Source organism: Saccharomonospora iraqiensis subsp. paurometabolica YIM 90007 (assembly GCF_000231035.2).
Classification (GTDB): domain Bacteria; phylum Actinomycetota; class Actinomycetes; order Mycobacteriales; family Pseudonocardiaceae; genus Saccharomonospora; species Saccharomonospora paurometabolica.
Genome location: NZ_KI912259.1, coordinates 135,704 through 154,796 on the forward strand (window position 1 = coordinate 135,704; position 19,093 = coordinate 154,796).

The window sequence follows — 19,093 nt, forward strand, 5'->3', positions numbered from 1 at the left end:
GTCCGATCGTGGGTCCGATCGGTGCTGCTCAGTCACACCGGGCCCGAGGGTCGGTAGCGGGACCATGACCAGTGTACGGTATCTTTGCTATAAAGTCGCGTACCGGTATTCCGGAGCGGTACGGGTAACCGTGTGGCGCAGAGCAGGGAGGTCGCCGATGGCGGACGGTGTGGACGGGTTTGTCGCCGAGATCGACACTCTGGGGCCGGGTGCGGAGATCCCCGCGGACGTGCTGGTGCCGCCGCACGCCGATGACCGATACCGCGCCGCCCGGATCGAGTTGCTGCACCGGGAGCGGGCCCTGCGGGAGCAGGCTGAGGAGGTGGCGGCCGCGCGGCGCGCGCTCCCGCCCGGTCCGCTGCTCGACGACTACCGGTTCGAGGAGCAAACCCGTGACGGCACACGCCGGACGCCACGACTGGTCGACCTTTTCGGCAATCACGAGACGCTCGTGCTCTATCACCTGATGTACCCCGAAGGGGCTGCCGAGGCGTGCCCGATGTGCTCGATGTGGGTCGACGGACTGCAGGGCGTCCACTCCCATCTGGCGCAGCACACCGCGCTCGCGGTCGTGGCCGCCGCGGAACCGGCCGACCTTCGGGCGTGGGGCGAGGCCCGGGGATGGCACGATCTGCGTCTGGTCTCTTGTGGCGGGACCACGTTCAACCGCGATCTCGGTGCGGAGACGGACGCGAACGCTCCTCGGCCCGCGTTTTCGGTGCTGCGCAGGGAAGGGGGTGACGTGCGGTTCTTCTACACCATGCACGCCAGCTTCCCGCCCGACGGCGCGGAGCGCGGTATCGACCTGCTGTCGCCCGTGTGGCAGGTGTTGGATCTGCTTCCCCAGGGGCGCGGCGGCTGGTACGCGAGCAACGATTACGTGCTCGACTGACCCGGGAGGTCCTCGGCGGCCTGCTCGGGGGTCCGACGCAGCTCCTCGCCGAGAGCGGACAGCGGTTCGTCCCACAGCGCCCGGTACCGGTCCAGCCAAGCGCCGATCTCCCGCAGCGGGCCGGGAACGATGCGGTAGAGGCGGCGGGACCCCTCCGGTCGCATGGCGACGAACCCGTTGTCGCGGAGCACCTTGAGGTGCTGGGAGACACCGGGCTGGGAAAGCCGGAACTCGTCCCCGACGATTCGTCCGATCTCGCCCGCGGAGATCTCACCATCAGCCAGGATCTCGATAATACGACGACGTACCGGATCGCTGATGACCTGCAGCCGGTGCACATGATCATCATGCGCCAGGCCGAGATATGAGTCAACGTTGATAGGCGCAGTGGATCATCGATTTGGTAGTCTCGGGCCTGGTGTGGCACCCCCACTCGGCACAGCGTCCGGCGTGCCGACTGATGCTCCGCACGACCGAGAGAGGACGTCATGACCGGGCACCACTCGTCCGAGGTACCGCAGTCGCAGACGGAGCACGCGCCGGAAGCGCAGACTCCGACAGCGGACGCGCATGGCTCGTCGGAGCACGGCCGCGACGACCGGGTCTTCCCGCACGACTCGATTGCCGAGTCGTCGATGAAGGAAAAGCTCGGTGAGCTGCTCGAACAGTGGCCGCTGTCCACACCGGACCTCCTCGATGCGCTCCCGCTGTTTCTGCGCCGGCAGCAGATGGCCGACCTGTTGTCGATGGACGAGCTGTACCGGATGGTGCTGGACGTGCCGGGAGTGATCATGGAATTCGGCGTCCGGCACGGCAGGCATCTTGCGGCCTTCACCGCGATGCGCGGATTCCGTGAGCCGCACAACCCGTTCCGCAGGGTCGTCGGGTTCGACACGTTCACCGGGTTCCCCGACGTCGCCGACGTCGACCGGGTCAGCCGGTCGGCGGTTGCCGGTCGGTTCGCCCTGCCCACTGACTACCCCGAGTATCTGCGCCGCGTGGTCGACGCGCACGCCGAAGGTGACGCGCTCGCCCATATCACTGACCGCACGATGATCGTGGAGGGCGACGTCCGCGAGACGGTGCCGCGCTATCTCGCGGACAATCCGCACACGGTCGTCGCGCTCGCGTATTTCGACCTCGACATCTATGAGCCGACCGTCGCTGCGCTGCGTGCCGTGCGACCCTACCTCACCCGGGGAAGCGTTCTGGCGTTCGACGAGATCGACCACCCGAAATGGCCGGGGGAGAACCTCGCGGTCCGTGAGGCCCTGGGACTGGACCACGCCGCGCTACGGCTCCTGCCGGGGCGCCCGGCACCGGCCTATCTGGTCTGGGACGGCTGAGGCGGGCCGGCGAATTCTCCGCGACGCGCGTGGTGCGCGCGAACCGTCCGCAGAAGGAGTGATCGATGAACCTTCCCCGGGATCCTGACACGGTCCCACAAGCGGCGTTCGGGCCGGACCATGCCGAGGTGTACGAGCTCACCTACCGGCATCGCGGAAAGAACTGGGAAGAGGAAGCCCGTGACGTGACGGCGATCGTGCGTGCGCACTGTCCGCGAGCGGACTCGCTGCTCGACGTGGCCTGCGGCACGGGTGCGCACTTGGCGGAGTTCGCGCGGCAATTCGGCCACACGGAGGGTGTGGAGATCGCGCCGGCGATGCGGCAGCGTGCGCTCGGCCGCGTTCCGGCCGGGACCGCGGTGCATGCCGGCGACATGCGGACGATGCGACTCGACCGGCATTTCGATGCCCTCACCTGCCTGTTCACCTCCGCGGCCTTCCTCCCCACGCCGGCCGACCTGACGACGGCGATCCGCCGAATGGCCGCGCACGTGCTGCCCGGCGGCGTGCTCGTCGTGGAACCGTGGTATTTCCCGGAGGACTTCCTCGATGGGTATCTCGGCGGGGATCTCGTCCGGACGCCGGATCGTGTGGTCTCCCGAGTGTCCCACTCGGTGCGCCGGGCAGACGCCACTCATCTGCACGTGGAGTGGACCGTGGCCGACTCCTCGGGAATCCGCCGGTTCACCGAGCTGGAGGTGATGAGCCTGTTCACCCGCGAGGAGTACCTCACAGCCTTCGATGCGGCCGGTTGCGAGGCCCACTATCGCCCCGGCTGGTTGACCGGGCGCGGCCTGTTCGTCGCCGTGCGGCGTCCCGGCTGACACTGCCGGTCTCAGGGTGCGTGCGGGCGGACGCGTGATGCTCGCTATGGTACACAGATGTGGGCGCCTGCCTTCGGCACGCGCCACCAGCTACGGGCCGGTAGCTCAGTAGGTCAGAGCAGGGGACTCATAATCCCTTGGCCGCGGGTTCGAGCCCCGCCCGGCCCACCGTGACCGGTTCTCGGACCGGGGGAGTACGGAGGCGCTGCACGCGTGCACCTCCGGGTCGGCGCGTCCGTGAGCGGGGGTCGCGGCTGCTGCCCTCACCGTGAACGGATCAGCAGTGCCGCCGTCTTCTCCGGCAGCTCGATCTCGGTGACGAACCGGAACCCGGCTTTCCGGAAGGCCTTGACCGACGGCACGTTGCGCACGTCCGGCTCAGCCACGACCCGGTCGCACGCGGGGTCGGCGGCGAGCAGACCGTCGGCCACCGCACGCAGCAGTGCCCGGCCGAGTCCGTGGCCGGTGTTGCCGGGGGCGCCGATGGCCACGTGCACCCCGAGATCGCCCGGATGGTGTGGATAGTGGTCGGCCAGGCGGTCGCGGGCCACCCGGTACACCTCGAGATAGGCGATCAGGACGTCGTCGTGGGAAACCAGGCAGGGCAGCGAGTGGTCCCCCGCCCGTTGGCGCCGGAGAGTCTCCGCCCAGCGGGTGCGGGTCCAGTCCTGGTTCCAGAAGGCGACGACGTGCGGGGTGTGCATCCAGTCGTGGATCAGGTCCAGGTCCGGTCCGTCCGGCTCGGCGGGCCGGACGGACCACGGGATGCGCATCCGGGGCAAGGGGGGCCCGGGAGTCTCGCGCTGTTCCATGTGCCATGCCTTCCGTGTTCCTGGGTTCGACCCCTCGGTGTGCCCGCTCACCGGGTGCCCGTGAAGGACTCCTTCACTGCACTCAACGCAGGGAAGGGGCCCCTCGCTGCACGGGATGCAGGGAAGGGGTCCTTCACGGCACACCCCGGCGCGAACGCCGGCCGGGAGCCGCACACCACCGTGGTTCGGCGACGGCGCGCCGGGGGCGGGCTCAGGGGAGTCCGGATTCGTGGAGCGGGTTGGGGATCGTGCCGTGGACGGCCGCGTGCGGCCGCTCGGGGCGGTCGCGGTAGCCGTCCAGCAGGAGCCGGTTGCGGTTGAGGCAGAGCCGGTCGATCTCCGGGGTGAGCAGGTCGAACATCCGGAACCGCTCCGCGAGCTCGGGGAACGCGGCCTGGTGGTCGAGCACCTGCTGCCGCACCATCGCCCAGAACTCCCGCTCCGGGATGCCGAGGTGCTCCTCGATCAGCGGTGCCAGGTAGCGGAAGTGCCCGACGAACAGCCCGCTCTGGATGAATTGGCACAGGAACTGCGGTTCCTCGCGCAACAGGATGTCGGAGACCGCGGTCGGCAGGCTCTCCAGTTCGGGCAGCGGGGCGGACGCGATGTTGACGTCGTCGACGAAGTCCTTCACCGCCAGCCGGGTCGGCACGTCGTCACTGCCGAAGACGACGATGGTGTTCTCGCCGTGCGGGGAGAACACCAGCCCGTAGCGGTAGAGGAAGTGCAGCAGCGGCGGGATCAGCGCGCCGAACAGGCTCCGCAGCCACGTCCGGGCGTCCGTGCCGGAGCGCTCGATCAGTTCGGTGACGAACGCCCGTCCCCGGCGGTCGACGTGCAGCAGGGAGGCGAGGGTACGGGCGCGCTCGTCCGGGTCGAGCTTGCCGCTGATCGGCTCCCGCCAGATCGCGCCGAGCAGTTCCCGGTACTGGTACGGAACCTCCGGTATCTCCTCCAGTTCCGGATGCGCGACGGTGACGGAGGCGATCTCGCCGAGCAGTATCACCCGGGCCTCGTCGCGCAGGTACGGATCGTTGTCCGCCAGCCCGAGTACCCAGGAGGTCAGGGCGGGCGCCGCGACGGTCCGTTCGGTCGGCAGCCCCCGCCAGACCAGGGTGTTCAGGATCGACAGGGGCAGCTTGACGTGGTGCCGGTGCGGTGCGTCGAGATTGGCGAAGGTCCGGATCGACTGTTGCGCGCGGTAGGAGTCCGGCCCCTCACCCAGGGGCACGATGTGTCCGGCGGCGACGGCGGGCGCGAACACCGGGAGAACGACCTCGTCCCACTGCCACGGGTGCACCGGCAGCCACACGTAGTCCGCCGGGTCGAGTCCGCGGGCGGTCAACTGTTCGGTGAAGCGTTCCCGGGTCCGCTCATCCAGCTCGTCGTCGAGCAGGCGTTCGCTGGTCAGCCCCTCGACGCCGCGGTAGTCGGCCAGGGAGCCGTGTACGGCGATCCACGGCAGCCGGAGGGTCGCGCGGGCTTCCGGAGCGTAGCGCGTGACATCGGACGCCGAGAATCCGATCCGTCCCTTGTTCGGCAGGATCCACGGGTGCCCGGTCTGACACCCTTCCAGGTCCACATAGGACATCTCGGCGAGCGTGCCGGCCTCGACCTCGTCCGAGGCCAGTAGCCTGGCGTCCGCCGACAGTGTCGCGGTCAGCTCCCGGACGAGATGCCCGGTGGTGTCGCCGCTGATGCCCAGGGTCGACCGGGCATCCAGCAGGAACCGCAGCGGGTCCGTCGCGGGCCGCTCGGCACCGGCCTGGCTGCGCACGATCGAGTCGGCCTCGACGGTCCAGTGGCCGAAAGCGCCGCGCCTGGCGCTGAAGAAGTAGGAGATCTCCCCGGGCAGGTCGATCCGGTACCGGCCGGGGGTCGTCTCGACAGGTTCCAGGAGCAGTTCGTAGGACAGTTCGGCGAGGGACTTGGCGAGCAGGTCACATCCTGCGCGCCGCCAATTGTCCGCGGTGAGCTCGGCGGGGACGGACAACGACATCGGAGGGCCTCCGTGGGGTGGGGACGGTCATGGATCGCGAAGGTGGGGGTGTGTGGGGTGACGGTCGCGGGCACGTCACCCGACGCCGAAGGTCGTGAACGCGGTGTGCCGCGGCAGCGGGTAGATCTCCCGGCCGGTGACCGAATTGAGGATCACGGCGCTGCGGTGGGCCCCCAACCCGAGGTCGGGCGCTCCGACACCGTGACTGTGCATTTCCGCGTTCTGCACGTACAGCCGGCCACCGATCTCCCCGGACAGCGCGACCCGGTATTCGTCGTCGACCCGGTAGCGGCCGTGCTCGTCCCGGTCGACGAGCTCGGCGAGCGGGTCCAGGCAGGCCGGTCGGTGCGCCGCGTACCCGGTCGCCAGGATCACCCGATCCGTGCGGACCTCGAAAGCGCGGTCCTGTTCCACGTGTCGGCACGCCAGGTCGATGCCGTCGGCGGCCCGATGGGCACCGGTCACCGCGACGTTCGGCATGAGCCGGACCTCCGGAGGGTGGCCACCGACGCTGCTCTCGTAGAGCTCGTCGTGGATCGCGGCGAGCGTATCGGCGCTGCTCGCCTTGTACAGCTGCCACTGCGCGGGTACCACCCGGTCCCGGGTCGACTGCGGCAGCGAGTGGAAGTACCGGGTGTAGTCCGGGGTGAAGTGTTCCAGGCCGAGTTTGGAGTACTCCATCGGCGCGAACGCGGGGGAGCGGGTGAGCCAACGGAGTCGCCGGCCGGTGCTCTCCCGATCCCGGAGCAGGTCGAGCATCACCTCCGCGCCGGACTGTCCGGACCCGATCACCGTGACGTCCCCGGCATCCCGCAGGGACTCCCGCCTTTCGAGATACGACGAGGCGTGAAAGACCTCCTTGTCCGGCAACCCGCGTAACGTCTCGGGAATCACCGGCTCGGTGCCCACCCCCAGAACCACGGTGCGGGCGGCCCAGCTCTCCCGTCGCGCGGTCCGGACGTCCTCGGCCTCCACGTGGAAAACCTGCTCGGCGTCATCCCAGCGCACCGCGGTGACGGGCCGTCCGAAGTGACAGGACGGCAGCGAGTCGGCCACCCACCGGCAGTAGTCGTCGTACTCGCGGCGGGAGATGTGGAACTTCTCCGCGAAGTAGAACGGGAAGAGCCGTTCGTGCTCGCGGAGGTAGGACAGGAACGACCACCGGCTCGTGGGGTCGATCATGGTGACCAGGTCGGCGAGGAACGGCACCTGCAGGGTGGTGCCCTCGATCAGCAGCCCGGCGTGCCAGGAGAACTCGGGCTTGGTGTCGAGGAACGCGACCGACAGGTCGGGCACGGGCTCGGCCAGGGCGGCCAGGGAGAGATTGAACGGCCCGATCCCGACGCCCAGCACATCGTGGACGTGGTTCATGCGGTGGTAGCTCCCTCCACGAACGGGTTGTCGATGTCGACGTAGACCGACTGGGTCTCCAGCGGGCCGACCAGCTCGTCCAGTCCGTCGAGTCGGGTGAGCATGTTCGCCTTGCAGCGCAGGGTGCTCGATTCGGCCAGCGTCCCGGCGAGGGGGAGATCGGAGTAACCGCGCAACCGTTCCCGGAGCATCCGCAGCAGTCCCCGCTCGTCCGCGAGCCTTTGCGAACCGAACGCACCGACCAGTCCGAGCAGGTTGTTCACACCGATGTAGTAACCCAGCCGCTCGTCGATGACGGCGTCGGCGACGCGGTTGTCGCCCACCCGGCCCACCCCGGGCAGGAAGCGTTCGAGCGCGGGGACACGGGTCTCGGAGATGTAGTAGCCCTGGTTGTCGCGGTACCAGCCGCCACACGGCCACCCTTCGGAGTCCAGCGTGACCAGGGTGTTCTGCTGGTGTGCCTCCAGACCCAGCCCGTACTCGCGATACAGCCACAGCACGGGGGCGAGCACCTCGTCGAAGTAGCGTGCGCACCACCGGACGGCGATGTCGTCGCTGTCGGTCCCGTACCGCTCCGCCAGACCCACGATGAGGTCGGCGAGCGCCGAGGCCCCGCGGTCCGGCCGTTCGGCGACCAGGCCCGCCACACAGGACACCCGGTCGTCGGTGCCGAACGGGTTGTCCCGGACCACGAGTTCGAGGCCGCTCTCCACGGCCCCGTCCACATCGACGGCCAACCACGCGGGGTCGCGCACCACGCCGAACCGCGGGTGGGCCGCCGCGAATTCCGCGGCGAGCCCGGCGTCGAACAACCGGTCGATCTCCGCACCGCGCGCGAGCTCCTTGCGGAGGTTCTCCCGCTTGGAGTTCGTGATCGGCAGACCGAGGGAGAACTTCAGCATCACCGGTGCGTCCGGCCGGTAGAGCGTGCGGATCGACGCGGTCGGCGACCACGGTGGTCCCCATTCGCCCAGATCGTGCAGTCGGCCCGCGTCGAGCAGGCGCCGCACACCCGGACGGGACCGCACCTCCCGCGCCTGCCACGGATGCGCGGGTACCGCAACGGTGCCGTCCGGGACCTCGGGAGCGAGGTCGGCGAGCAGGTCCAGCGCGCCCCCTTCGTGGGACACGACCGACCGGTCGGCCGCGAACCAGTGCAACGGGAAGCTGCCGCGCAGTTCGGGGGAGAACCGCCGGGCCTCCGACTCGCTGAGGCCCTGCCGACTCTTCGGATCGGGGTGCAACGGGTGGCCCAGCACCAGTGCCTGTTCCGCCCGGAGGAAGGGGGTCGACTCCCGCGGCTCGGCCGTGTTCTCCCTGCGGTACTGGATGTGCCGGGCGGCCCGGGTCGCGGAGTCGGCCACCCTGCCGACGAGGTCGGTGGCCGCCTGATGGGAGGTGCCCCGTCCGGCACCGCCTTCGAGGGCGAGCAGCGACGCCACGGTGACGGCACCGAGCGGCGTCCCGTTGCCCAGCCGGACCTCGCCGAAGCGGTGGTGCCCCGTCGGCGAGCGGTACAGGACCTCGGCGTGCAGGGTCGACGCGCCGGCCGGTAACGGCAGGGCCAACGCACCGGATTCGGGGACCGGCTGTCCGGTTTCCCGCAGCCAGCACCGCAGCAGTCCGTTCACGGTCGCGGAATCAGCGATCCGTCCGTTCTCCGGGGTGATCGCATGGCGGACGCTCACGAGGTCTCCTTGGCACCGGCGGCGAGGACATCGGCGAGCAGCGTCTCGATCTCACCGCGGGTCGTGTTCGGGTTGAGCAGGGTGAGTTTGAGCCACACCGAGCCGTCCAGTTCGGTACGTCCCACCACGGCGGTGCCCTCCCGCAGCAGCGTGCGTCGCAGCTCCGCGTTGACCCGGTCGACATCGCCGGACTCGGGCAGGTAGCGGAAGAGCACGGTGGTGAGCACCGGGTCCCGGTACAGCTCGAACCTGGGTTCGGCCCGGACGGCGTCCGCGGCGTGGTGGGCGAGATCGTGGCACCGGTCGACGAGCGTGCCCAGCTCGTCGCGGCCGAGCGCGCGGAACGTCACGGCGATCTTCAGCGCGTCGGGGCGACGGGTGGTCCGCAGGGAACGCCCGAGCAGGCTGCGGAATCCGGCGTCCTCGTCATCGGCGGGGTTGAGGTAGGCCACCCGGCGTTCCATCGGCTCGAAGGTCTCCGCACGCCGCACCAGGAAGGCTCCCGCGGCGACCGGCTGCCAGCCCAGCTTGTGCAGGTCGAGGGCCACCGAGTCGGCGCGCTCGATCCCGGCCAGCAACGGCGCCAACCGCTCGGAGAACAACGCACCCCCGCCGTAGGCGGCATCCACGTGGAACCACAGGTCGTACTCCGCCGCGATGTCCGCGAGCTCCGGCAGCGGGTCGATCACCCCGAGGTCGGTGGTTCCCGCCGTGGCGATCAGCGCGATCGGCAGCTCGTCGCGGCCGCGCATCTCCTCCAGCAGCGCGCGCAGTGCTTGCGGCGCCATCCGGTGGTGCTCGTCGACCGGGACCCGCACGACGGAGTCCTCGCCCAGTCCGAGCACACCCGCGCTGCGCGCGACGGAGAAATGCGTCGTCTCCGCACACAGAATCCGCAGCCGCCCCTGCGCCTGCGGCGGGATCCCCGTGACGGTCGGTGGGACACCGAAAGTTCGGAGCAGGCCGTGTTCCCGGGCCAACAACAGCCCCGTGAGATTGGATTCCGTGCCGCCGGAGGTGATGACCCCGGAGGCGGCGGCGGGGTCGTAGCCGATCAGGTCGGCGAGGGTCCGCACCACCTCCGACTCGACCCGCGTGCCCGACGGCCCCTGATCCCAGGAATCCAGGGAGGAGTTGAGGACGGCGGCGACGAGGTCGGCCGCGACGGCGACGGCCAGCGGAGGCGTGTGCAGGTGGGCCACGCACGCCGGATCGGCCGGGTCGGCCGCACCACGGGCGAAAGCCTGAACCATCTCCGCGAGAGCCGGTTCGACACCCAGGCCCTCCCGCGGCAGCACGTCGGAGGTCGGTGACCCGACGAAGTCGGGGCCACCGGCGGGAAGTGGTCCGGCGCGGTCCACGGTTCCCTTTTTGAGTGCGTCCACCGCGACGGACAGCAGCGGACGTAGGTGTCCCGGCCCGTCGTCCCCACCCGCGAGTCGGGTGCTGGTTGTCATGTGGTCCTCACCTTTCTGCCCGTGCGGATTGACCGGTGCCGCGAAGCGGCGGGTCGTCACCGGCCCGGGCCCCGCTCTCGGTCGGTCGCTGCCGCACGAGGTGGTTGGTCACAGTCTTCGACAGAGCAAAGGTGAGGCTAACCTAATGCCGATACGTGATCAAGGTGGGGGAGGTTTCCCCGCTCGGGAGGGTGGTGCACCGTGCCAGAAGAATGCCGGTTTCGCGGTGATCGCCCGGTTCCCCCGAAACCGAGGGGATGGGCCACGGCCCGGTCCGCCCCACCGGGCGGGGCTCTGACCGGATTCCGTCACGAGCAGAGCGTCGTGACGGATCGCAGCGCGAGGTCGACCGAGGCGTGGAGATCGTCGCGCTCGGCACCGGCCGCGGCGCGGACGGCGAATCCCTCGCTGAGCACCATCACGTATCGCGCCAGTGCCCGGGTGTCGGCACCGTCCGGGAGATCACCGTCCCGCACCGCTCGGGACAGCCGCTCCGCCAGTGCGTCCTCGGTCGTAGCCGTGCCGCCAGAAGACTTCGACGGCGCGGTCGAGGATCGCCTCCTCGTCGAATGCGCGAGGCCGGCCCGCACGTGGCTTGTCCGTGTTCACGGCGGGAGTCCTGCGCACCACGCCGGGTCAACCTGCCTGGCACCGCCACGCCCACCAGAACCGCGCCGAGCTCGCCCGCAACCTGCGCGACGCCCGGTTCGTCGCCCACGCACGCCCCTGATCACGAGCAGCCGACCCGGCATCACATCATCGAGAGGAAAGACCCGTGACGACACGACCACTCGACGGCAGGACCGCGCTGGTGACCGGGGGATCCCGGGGCGTGGGCGCAGGCATCGTCGCCCGCCTGGCCGCCGACGGCGCGAGGGTCGCGTTCACCTACGCCCGTTCGGATTCGCAGGCGGACGCCGTCGCGGCCGCGGCCGTCGCGGCGGGAGGCACCGCGCACCCGATCCGTGCCGACAGCATGCACGAACAGGACGTCGCCGCCGCCGTCACCCGGACCGTCGAGCGGTTCGGTGGCCTGGACATCCTGGTGAACAACGCCGGCGTCGGCTTCTTCGCCCCGATCACCGAACTGCAAATGGACCAGATCGACGCGATGCCGACGGTCAATGTGCGATCCGCCGTCGTCGCGATCCGCGAGGCCCTGCCCCACCTGGGCGAGGGCGGGCGGAGCATCAACATCGGCAGCATCAACGCCGACCGCACGCCGTTCCCCGACCAGTCGATCTACGCACTGACCAAGGGCGCGCTGGCGAGCCTGACCCGTGGCCTCGCACGGGAACTGGCGCCGCGCGGGATCACCATCAACAACGTCCAGCCCGGACCGGTCGACACCGACGCCAACCCCGCCGACGGGCCGGTCGCCCCGGCCATGGCCAGCATCACGGCGACCGAACGCTACGGCACCTCCGCCGAGATCGGCACCTTCGTGTCCTACCTCGCCGGGCCCGACGCCGACTACATCACCGGTTCCAGCCTGACATCGACGGCGGCTTCACCGCCTGACGCCCACCGTTGCGGGCCGAAGGGCGCACCGACGCCTCCGCCCGTATAACAGGCTCTACTCCGCCGCCATCGATACTAGGCTGCGGCTGTGGCTGACGAGCACGGCGCATGGCGAACGTTCGGCGAGCGGTCTGTCTACGGCAATCGCTGGGTGCGGTTGGGGCTGGTCGACGTGCAGGCCCCCAACGGGAACCGCTGGGAACATCATGTGGTTCACCTCGCCCGGGTCGCGGTCGCGCTGGTGGTCAACGACCGGGACGAGGCCCTGATGCTGTGGCGGTACCGCTTCGCCACCGATCAGTGGGGGTACGAGCTGCTCGGTGGTCTGGTTGATGCGGGTGAGGACTCCGCTGCCACTGCGGCGCGGGAGGCTGCCGAGGAGAGCGGCTGGCGCCCGGTCGGGGAGGGGGAGCACCTCGTGAGCTTCGAGCCGCTGCCGGGGCAGGTGACCGCGCCGCTGGACATCTACCTGTGGCGCGGTGCCGAGCACCTCGGCGACCCGACCGATACGGAAGAGGTAGGGCGCGTCGAGTGGGTGCCGCTCGCGCGGGTGAACGAGCTTGCGCGGCGGCAGGAGTTGCTCGGTTCCGGCACGCTGGTTGCGCTGCTCTACTTCCTGAACTCACAGCGGTAGTCCCTGCCCGGTCAGCGGGATCAGGCCCGCGTTGTCGCGGTTATGTCGTGCGTATGTCGTCGCCGGGTCGTGTCGGTGAGGCCACCGTTCGCCCGATGCTTGACCCGAGTCGGAGTCAGGAGGTGGCGGATGACGAATACATCGGACGACCTGTACGTTGCCTGGTATCGCTGCGCCATGGATGGGCGCGAGCACGCGGTGACGGACGATGATTTCTCGACCGGCATGCGGAACGGGAGCGGCCGATACCGCTCCCTGTGCGGACATCAGGTCACGATGGATACGACACTGGCCGAGCCAGCGCCCGAGTGCGTGCGATGCGGCACCATCGTGGTTGCCCACACGAGCGCAGCTTCATCGGAGCACTGCGGCGGACGAAGCACGCCTCCGACGACACGGCGGTTGCGCGCCGCGATCACGGCGTTGTTCGCTCGGCGTCGGCCCCTGCGGGGTGATCGGTGATGGGCACGTCGGAGTTGGATCGTGCGGTGCGGGCGCTGGACGAGGCCGTGGAGGCGACGACACGCCCGCTCATCGAGCCTCACGATGCCGGTGACCCGAACGCGACGACAGCATTGCGACACTTCGGGGCGTTTCTGCTGGACGTGGGATGCGGTGTTGTGAGCCGCACCGGCATGGAACTGGCCGGACTGGGCGTCGCCGTGCTCTCGACGCAGGAGCGCGCGCACGTGTCGGAGGAAGTCGGGAGCGCCGTGGTTGTCAGTGACCTACGGGCGCGTGCGGAGAAACTCGGAGCGGGTGAGGGGAGCGCCCGATGACTCGGCCATTCGATCCTGCGGGCGTGTACGCGCCGCTCGACGCGGCGCAGTGGTTGGTGCTGAAGGCTGCGATCGACGGCGATGCCGCTCAGCGGGACGAAGCCCTGAATGCACTGGGCGCGTTGGTTCTCGACGACTGGCTCGGCGGGGAACCCGCGGAAGATACCGAGTGCAACGCCGCCGAGGCGGAGGCCATGCGTGCGGCTCGCGCGGCGTATCAGGACCGGTCGGTACGACACCGGTGTCAGTTGGGCGTGAACCTGCTACAGGAGTTGAGCGCTGAACGGGAACCGTATGCCGCGCGCCGGTTGGACACGGTCGGGCGCGTGCTCGCGAGGATCGCCACGGAGTTTCAGGCCATCGCAGAAGAGCGTCAGGAAGCGAGGTAGCCAGGTGAGTATCGCGACGACGACGCTTGAACGGAGCGGTCCTCCGCCGCGTTTCGTACTGGATCTGGCCGGCCCGGAGTATGTGTGGCGGCAGGTTGCTCAGCATCTGGCAGAGCGCATCGCGACGGGCGAGTTCCAACGTCGGCTCCCGAACCGCGAGATCATCGCGAGCGAGTACGGAGTGTCTGTGCACAGCGTCCGCCGCGCGGTTCGCTACCTCGCTGACCAGGGAGTGGTGACGGCGGTGAATGCACGGGGTACGTATCTTGATGTGTGAGGGGGCCGTGGCGCGTTGGTGCGGACATCGCCCCGGTAGCGGGCCACACGAATACGCCCGTCGATGCATCCCAAGGATGGCCGGCTTCTGTGGGAAGTCGTTCACCAGCAGCCTCGATACTCTGTGCCAGACTGGAATCACCAGCGGTCACATCCGGCGAATGACACAGACCCACACGAGGCCGATATGGGGACGCCAGACCAGCACGGCACGAGGTACCAAACGAAGACGCCGCGTACCGTACTGGACCATCAGATACGCGACGTCCGGCAGGAGACCTTGCAGGAGTTCGCCGAGTACGCCGAGCGTTTCGCCCGCGACCACGGCGAACCCGGCACGCTGAGCGTGCGGCACCTCGACCGGCTGGTCAACGGACGCGGCCTGCACGGTAAGCCGCTGGGCAAGCCGCGTCCGGCGACCGCGCGCCTGCTGGAACGGATCTTCGGTATCCCGATCGACGTTCTCCTCGCGCCCTACGTACCGGAAAAGGAGCGGGCCCAGGTCGATGGCCACGCTCCGTCCCTTCGGCTGGACGATGCTTACGTCGAGACCTTGCACAGCCGTATCGCCGAGTTGGTTGACCTTGACCTCTACCTCGGCGGGGACCATTCCTCCACGATAGCCCTCCAGCTCTTCCGGTCGGTCCACCGCAAGCTCGGAGCCAACCGGTGCGATCCCGCCCTCGAACGCGACCTCTACGCCGCAGCCGGAGAACTCGGCGAAGTCGCCGGATGGTTGCTCTTCGACGCAGGCAAACACGACCTCGTGCGCCGCATCAACCACGAAGCCCTGCACCTGTCGCGCCTGGCCGGTGATCACAGCATGGAATTGCTGACCCTGCAGAACATGTCCATGCATGCCGGTCACCTCGGCCGTCCCAGCGAAGCTCTTCGTATCGCCCGCATGGTGCTGGAGACGAACACGCTCTCGCCTCGCCTCGAAGCGCTCTTCCGTACCCGTGAAGCCCGCGCGTTGGCCTTGGGCGGAGCCGGCACCGCAGCCGAACGCACCTTCCGTCAGGCACACTCGCTGTACCAGGATGGCGTGCGCGACGAGGACCCAGCCTGGGCGTGGTGGATCAACGATCAGGAGTTGGCCTGGCACGAAGCCGTCATTCAATCCGATTCCGCCGACTGGTGCTCCGCTACTGACACCTTCCATGCCTCTATTGAGGTCATCCCTAGTCGCGAAGTCCGACGCCGCTACAACCATCTGGCGTCCCTACTCGACGCACAGATTCGGGTGGGCGCATGGCGTGACGTCGACCAGACCATCGAGCGCGTCCTGCCGTACGTCGACGAGGTCGGCTCAAGCCGCACCGCGACGACGCTGCTCGGGGCACTCGACCAACTCGGGACCGCACGTGCAACTCCCTCGGTCCGCGAGAGCGCTGCACAGCTTCGGGACTTGTTGACCGAGGCCGGATACAGCCGCTGACCGATACTCACGAAGAACGCGCCCACGCCAAGTAGTCGCGACAAACGCAGCCCCTGCCAGACACCCTCGCATCGACCACGGCACCCTCCTCACCGCTTGCGGTGGGGCATGTCGTCGCGTCTCAGGCGAGTGAGCCCGCCTCAATCAGCCAGAACCTCCCGGTTAGCTGTATGAGGCCATGACGTTGGTGACGCGGGTGTGGAGTCGGGTGGCGGGTGGTTGGTTTCCGGCGGCGGTGTGGGGGCGATGGTAGTTGTAGTGCACGTTCCACGTGGCTAGGGCTTGTGTGCGGTGTTGTTCGCTGTTCCAGGTGCGGGCGTAGAGGAGTTCTTCGGCCGGGATTCGGTGGTAGCGCTCGACTTTGCCGTTGTGGCGCGGGGTGTAGGGCGTGATGCGTTGGTGGCGGGCGCCGTGCAGCACTGTGGCGAAGTCGTGGGCGCGGTAGCAGGAGCCGTTGTCGGTGACGATGCGGTGGATGCGGGTGATGCCGTGACGAGCGAAGAACGCCCGGGCGCGGTGGGTGAAGCCGATTGCGGTGGCCGCCTTCTCGTCGGGTAGGGCCTCGGTGTAGGCCAGTCGGGAGAACCCGTCGACGGCGGAGTGGAGATAGGTGTAGCCGGTGCGGGTGCCGGTGTTTTTGGTCCGTTCGGCCAGTCTGGCCTGCTCGCTGCCCTTACCGTGCACGCGCCACCCACCGCCGTCGGGGATCACACCGACCTTCTTGATGTCGAGATGGACCATGTGGCCGGGCCAGTGGGCGGCGATCCGGCGGGGTGCGCGGTTGGTGGCGCCGGTGGGGTCGAGGAAGCGGCGACGGTTGAGGCCGAGGTGGGCCAGGTGCCGGCTGACGGTGCGCACTGAGATCGAGACGTGTTCGACGCCAAGGGGAATGTGCGACCCCGCAAGTGGGAGGGCACCTACCAAGGCATTCGTATCCAAGGCTTCATCCGACCCGGCGTCGACTTCACCGCGGCAACGGTGGAGGACATCGCCACGGCCTACCCTGTACCCGAGCCCGCAGAGTGAGGACGCCATGACCGAGATCCGCTTTGGCCGCGACCAGCACGGCGCCGTCACCGTGCTCGTTCCCGACGGGTACGAGCCGATCGATGAGCTCCTCAGTGACGACGTCACCGACGACCGCGAGATGCTCGCCGAGATCCTCGATCACGCTCGCAACCCCGACCAGGAGGAATGGGGAACCGGCGGGAACGCCTGCTGGGTCAGCATCACGCCAGACGCCGTGACCGTCGACAACGAGTACAGCGGCCAGACCACCACGCTTGACCACGCCGAGTTCATCGAGATCGTCGAGGCATACCGCCGTGAACTCGACGCCACCGAGGCTGATCGCTGAGTCGGCCAAGCGCTCTGCCGTCCATCCCGCCCGCCGACGCGGCCCCCGCCGCCCGCTCAGCCGTTCGTCAGCCCGGTGATGCCCGTGGCGTAGACGCCGTCGGCGAAGGTGGTGGTCAGCTTCTCCTCGTCGGCGGCGTCGGCGTCGTAGTCGGCCCACCATTCGACGAAGGTGTCGCCGGTGGCGGTGACCGGGGCGAGCCGGATCGTGCTGACGTAGCTGCGGATGGGGAACGGGCCGTCGAGCATGCGGTAGGTGTAGCTGTGGTCGACGTCGTCCAGCGTGAGCAGCTGCTCGCGGACGACGCCGCCGTCGGCCAGGGTCAGCCGCCGGATGGCGCCGACCTCACCCGCGCCGGGGCCGGGTTCGATCTCGCTGTGCGTGATGGCCGGGTGCCAGGAGGACAGGCTGTTGAAGTCGCGCACACGCCGCCACACCTGCTCGACGTCGCCGGGCACGATTCCGCTCGCGTAGGGCCGGGGCATCTACTTCTCCTTCGTGGTCGACAACGCCTTGAACTCGCGGGTGCGGGCGGTGAGCGCCTGTTCCACGGGCAGCCGCTCCATGCTGCTGGCGCCGTAGAAGCCGTGGCAGCGCTCGGTGCGCGCCAGCACGTACGAGGCGTCCTCCGGCGTGGCGATCGGGCCGCCGTGGCACAGCACCAGCACGTCGTCGCGGACCTCGCGGGCCGCGGCGGCCCACTCGTCGATCGCGGCGACACAGTCGTCCAGCGTCTTCGCGGTCTCCGCGCCGATCGTGCCGCCGGTGGTCAGGCCCATGTGGCAGACGAGGATGTCCGCCCCGGCCCCGGTCATCGCGCGGGCGTCGTCGGCGGAGAACACGTACGGCGTGGTGAGCAGGTCCGCCCGCCGGGCGGCGGCGATCATGTCCACCTCGTGCGCGTAGCCCATGCCGGTCTCTTCGAGATTCGTGCGGAACGTGCCGTCGATGAGTCCGACGGTGGGGAAGTTCTGCACACCGGAGAAACCGAGGTCGGCCAGGCGGCGCAGGAAACGGTCGGTGTCCAGGAACGGGTCGGTGGCGTTCACCCCGGCGAGCACCGGGGTGTGCCGGACGACGGGCAGCACCTCGTCGGCCATCTCGACGACGATGTCGTTGGCGTTGCCGTAGGCCAGCAGGCCGGCCAACGACCCGCGGCCCGCCATCCGGAAGCGGCCCGAGTTGTAGAGGACGATCAGGTCGATCCCGCCGTCCTCCTCGCACTTCGCGGACAGTCCGGTGCCCGCGCCGCCACCGACGATCGGCACGCCGCGCGCGGCCCGCGCGTGGAAGCCCTCCAGCAGCTCGCGCCTGTCGATCCGGGGCACGCTACCTCCTCGTCACGTCGTCGAACGCCGCCAGCAGTTCCTCGGCGAAGCCGGGGTCGTTGAGGTGCCGCGGCGAGCGGATCACCCGCCGGTCCGGGGTCTGCTCCACCTCGCGTTCGAGGGTGTCGAACAGCACGGCGTCCACCTCCGGATCGTGGAACGGCTGTCCGGGCGCGTCCAGGGCCGACACGCCGCCCTCGGGGAGCAGGAACCGGACCGGACCGTCGCAGGCGTTGAGCTTGCGCGCCAGGAACCCGCCGATCGCGCGGGCCTCGTCGGCGGTGGTGCGCATGAGCGTGACCTGCGGGTTGTGCGGGTAGAACAGCCGGTCGGCGTAGTGCTGCGGCACGGTGTCCGGCGGGCCGAAGTTGACCATGTCGAGCGCGCCGCAGGAGCCGACGTAGGGGACGCCGGTGCGGGCGACGGCGTCCAGCCGGTCCTCCCCGGCGGCGAGGACGCCGCCCGCGACGAGGTCGCAGACCTCGGTGGTGGAGATGTCCAGCACGGCCGCGAGGTGTCCGTCGTCGGCGAGTTTCTCCATCGCCGCGCCGCCGGTGCCGGTCGCGTGGAACACGAGGCAGTCGTGGTCGTCGCCGAGCCGCCGGGTCACGGCGTCGACGCACGGGGTGGTGACGCCGAACATCGTCAGCCCGACGGCGGGCCGTTCGTCGGTGACGGCCACCGGGTGCGCGCACGCGCCCGCGAGGGCGTGCGCGGCGTTGCCGAGCACGCGGCGGGAGATGCGGTTCAGCCCCGCGACGTCGGTGACCGAGTGCAGCATCGCGATGTCGCTCGCGCCGACGTAGGAGCTCACGTCCCCGGCCGCCATGGTGGACACCATGAACTTCGGGATGCCGACCGGCAGCGCCCGCAGCGCGGGCGTCACCAGCGCCGTGCCGCCGGAGCCGCCGAGCCCGAGCACCCCGTCGACGTCGCCGTGGGCGGGCAGGAACCGCGCGAACGCCTCGGTCATCGCGGCGAC

The 19,093-nt window shown here is 69.5% G+C and carries 21 protein-coding genes, 1 tRNA gene and 1 pseudogene; 12 read left to right on the top strand and 11 right to left on the bottom strand.

What is annotated here, in order from left to right; translation table 11 throughout:
- Positions 1-157: 157 nt before the first annotated feature.
- Positions 158-892, top strand: a complete 735-nt coding sequence (locus SACPADRAFT_RS0221500) for a DUF899 family protein (protein ID WP_007023447.1) — start codon at positions 158-160, stop codon at positions 890-892.
- Here SACPADRAFT_RS0221500 and SACPADRAFT_RS0221505 read toward each other — a convergent pair.
- Complete coding sequence (locus SACPADRAFT_RS0221505) at positions 877-1,230, bottom strand: ArsR/SmtB family transcription factor (RefSeq protein WP_007023448.1); 354 nt, start codon at positions 1,228-1,230, stop codon at positions 877-879. The genes SACPADRAFT_RS0221500 and SACPADRAFT_RS0221505 overlap by 16 nt on opposite strands.
- 150 nt (positions 1,231-1,380) lie before the next feature.
- On the opposite strand from SACPADRAFT_RS0221505, the gene SACPADRAFT_RS0221510 reads away from it, so the two are divergent.
- The 3 genes from SACPADRAFT_RS0221510 (at position 1,381) to SACPADRAFT_RS0221520 (ending at position 3,230) form a co-directional block, all read left to right on the top strand.
- Entirely contained in the window at positions 1,381-2,238 is an 858-nt protein-coding gene (locus tag SACPADRAFT_RS0221510; protein ID WP_007023449.1) for a class I SAM-dependent methyltransferase, read from the top strand.
- 65 nt (positions 2,239-2,303) lie between these two features.
- Positions 2,304-3,062 (top strand): class I SAM-dependent methyltransferase, encoded by a 759-nt coding sequence (locus SACPADRAFT_RS0221515; protein ID WP_007023450.1) that lies wholly within the window; start codon positions 2,304-2,306, stop codon positions 3,060-3,062.
- A gap of 94 nt (positions 3,063-3,156) precedes the next feature.
- Positions 3,157-3,230, top strand: a tRNA-Ile gene (locus SACPADRAFT_RS0221520).
- Between the two features lie 95 nt (positions 3,231-3,325).
- Here SACPADRAFT_RS0221520 and SACPADRAFT_RS0221525 read toward each other — a convergent pair.
- From SACPADRAFT_RS0221525 to SACPADRAFT_RS31745, 6 genes are all read right to left on the bottom strand, one after another.
- Entirely contained in the window at positions 3,326-3,874 is a 549-nt protein-coding gene (locus SACPADRAFT_RS0221525) for a GNAT family N-acetyltransferase (protein WP_007023451.1), read from the bottom strand.
- A 211-nt stretch (positions 3,875-4,085) separates the two neighbouring features.
- Entirely contained in the window at positions 4,086-5,873 is a 1,788-nt protein-coding gene (locus SACPADRAFT_RS0221530; protein WP_007023452.1) for an IucA/IucC family protein, read from the bottom strand.
- Between the two features lie 75 nt (positions 5,874-5,948).
- The gene (locus tag SACPADRAFT_RS0221535; protein ID WP_007023453.1) at positions 5,949-7,244 is read right to left on the bottom strand and encodes a lysine N(6)-hydroxylase/L-ornithine N(5)-oxygenase family protein; all 1,296 of its coding nucleotides are present in this window, start codon (positions 7,242-7,244) and stop codon (positions 5,949-5,951) included.
- Positions 7,241-8,932 carry an IucA/IucC family protein gene (locus tag SACPADRAFT_RS0221540; protein ID WP_007023454.1) on the bottom strand — a complete coding sequence of 564 codons (1,692 nt, stop codon included), beginning with the start codon at positions 8,930-8,932 and terminating at the stop codon, positions 7,241-7,243. The genes SACPADRAFT_RS0221535 and SACPADRAFT_RS0221540 overlap by 4 nt, the downstream gene beginning before the upstream one ends.
- Positions 8,929-10,389 carry a pyridoxal phosphate-dependent decarboxylase family protein gene (locus SACPADRAFT_RS0221545; protein WP_007023455.1) on the bottom strand — a complete coding sequence of 487 codons (1,461 nt, stop codon included), beginning with the start codon at positions 10,387-10,389 and terminating at the stop codon, positions 8,929-8,931. The genes SACPADRAFT_RS0221540 and SACPADRAFT_RS0221545 overlap by 4 nt, the downstream gene beginning before the upstream one ends.
- Positions 10,390-10,697: 308 nt before the next feature.
- Positions 10,698-10,865, bottom strand: coding sequence for a hypothetical protein (locus SACPADRAFT_RS31745; RefSeq protein WP_157577272.1), 168 nt, complete (start codon positions 10,863-10,865; stop codon positions 10,698-10,700).
- 299 nt (positions 10,866-11,164) lie between these two features.
- On the opposite strand from SACPADRAFT_RS31745, the gene SACPADRAFT_RS29190 reads away from it, so the two are divergent.
- From SACPADRAFT_RS29190 to SACPADRAFT_RS30090, 6 genes are all read left to right on the top strand, one after another.
- Positions 11,165-11,959: an SDR family oxidoreductase gene (locus SACPADRAFT_RS29190; protein WP_198048373.1), complete on the top strand. Its 795-nt coding sequence runs from the start codon at positions 11,165-11,167 to the stop codon at positions 11,957-11,959.
- Positions 11,960-11,998: 39 nt separating this feature from the next.
- The gene (locus SACPADRAFT_RS0221560) at positions 11,999-12,544 is read left to right on the top strand and encodes an NUDIX domain-containing protein (protein WP_007023458.1); all 546 of its coding nucleotides are present in this window, start codon (positions 11,999-12,001) and stop codon (positions 12,542-12,544) included.
- Between the two features lie 461 nt (positions 12,545-13,005).
- Positions 13,006-13,323 carry a hypothetical protein gene (locus SACPADRAFT_RS0221565; RefSeq protein WP_007023459.1) on the top strand — a complete coding sequence of 106 codons (318 nt, stop codon included), beginning with the start codon at positions 13,006-13,008 and terminating at the stop codon, positions 13,321-13,323.
- 23 nt (positions 13,324-13,346) lie between these two features.
- Positions 13,347-13,712, top strand: coding sequence for a hypothetical protein (locus SACPADRAFT_RS31750; protein WP_028662670.1), 366 nt, complete (start codon positions 13,347-13,349; stop codon positions 13,710-13,712).
- A gap of 4 nt (positions 13,713-13,716) precedes the next feature.
- On the top strand, positions 13,717-13,989 hold the full coding sequence (locus SACPADRAFT_RS30930) for a GntR family transcriptional regulator (protein WP_007023461.1): 273 nt from the start codon (positions 13,717-13,719) through the stop codon (positions 13,987-13,989).
- A gap of 186 nt (positions 13,990-14,175) precedes the next feature.
- Complete coding sequence (locus SACPADRAFT_RS30090) at positions 14,176-15,426, top strand: hypothetical protein (RefSeq protein ID WP_007023462.1); 1,251 nt, start codon at positions 14,176-14,178, stop codon at positions 15,424-15,426.
- Positions 15,427-15,588: 162 nt separating this feature from the next.
- Here SACPADRAFT_RS30090 and SACPADRAFT_RS0221585 read toward each other — a convergent pair.
- Positions 15,589-16,320 (bottom strand): annotated as a pseudogene (locus SACPADRAFT_RS0221585) (integrase core domain-containing protein); the annotation flags it as partial.
- Here SACPADRAFT_RS0221585 and SACPADRAFT_RS33440 point away from each other — a divergent pair.
- Complete coding sequence (locus tag SACPADRAFT_RS33440) at positions 16,297-16,452, top strand: hypothetical protein (RefSeq protein ID WP_007023464.1); 156 nt, start codon at positions 16,297-16,299, stop codon at positions 16,450-16,452. The pseudogene SACPADRAFT_RS0221585 and the gene SACPADRAFT_RS33440 sit on opposite strands and share 24 nt — an antisense overlap.
- A 7-nt stretch (positions 16,453-16,459) precedes the next feature.
- Complete coding sequence (locus SACPADRAFT_RS0221595) at positions 16,460-16,783, top strand: hypothetical protein (protein ID WP_007023465.1); 324 nt, start codon at positions 16,460-16,462, stop codon at positions 16,781-16,783.
- A gap of 56 nt (positions 16,784-16,839) precedes the next feature.
- Here the strand turns inward: SACPADRAFT_RS0221595 and SACPADRAFT_RS0221600 are convergent, their stop codons facing one another.
- The 3 genes from SACPADRAFT_RS0221600 to SACPADRAFT_RS0221610 form a co-directional block, all read right to left on the bottom strand.
- Positions 16,840-17,268: an SRPBCC family protein gene (locus tag SACPADRAFT_RS0221600; protein WP_007023466.1), complete on the bottom strand. Its 429-nt coding sequence runs from the start codon at positions 17,266-17,268 to the stop codon at positions 16,840-16,842.
- Positions 17,269-18,111, bottom strand: coding sequence for a phosphoenolpyruvate hydrolase family protein (locus SACPADRAFT_RS0221605; protein WP_007023467.1), 843 nt, complete (start codon positions 18,109-18,111; stop codon positions 17,269-17,271). It abuts the gene before it with no gap.
- A gap of 1 nt (position 18,112) precedes the next feature.
- Positions 18,113-19,093, bottom strand: a 981-nt coding sequence (locus tag SACPADRAFT_RS0221610) for a Tm-1-like ATP-binding domain-containing protein (protein ID WP_028662672.1), incomplete at its 5' end; no start/stop codon positions are given.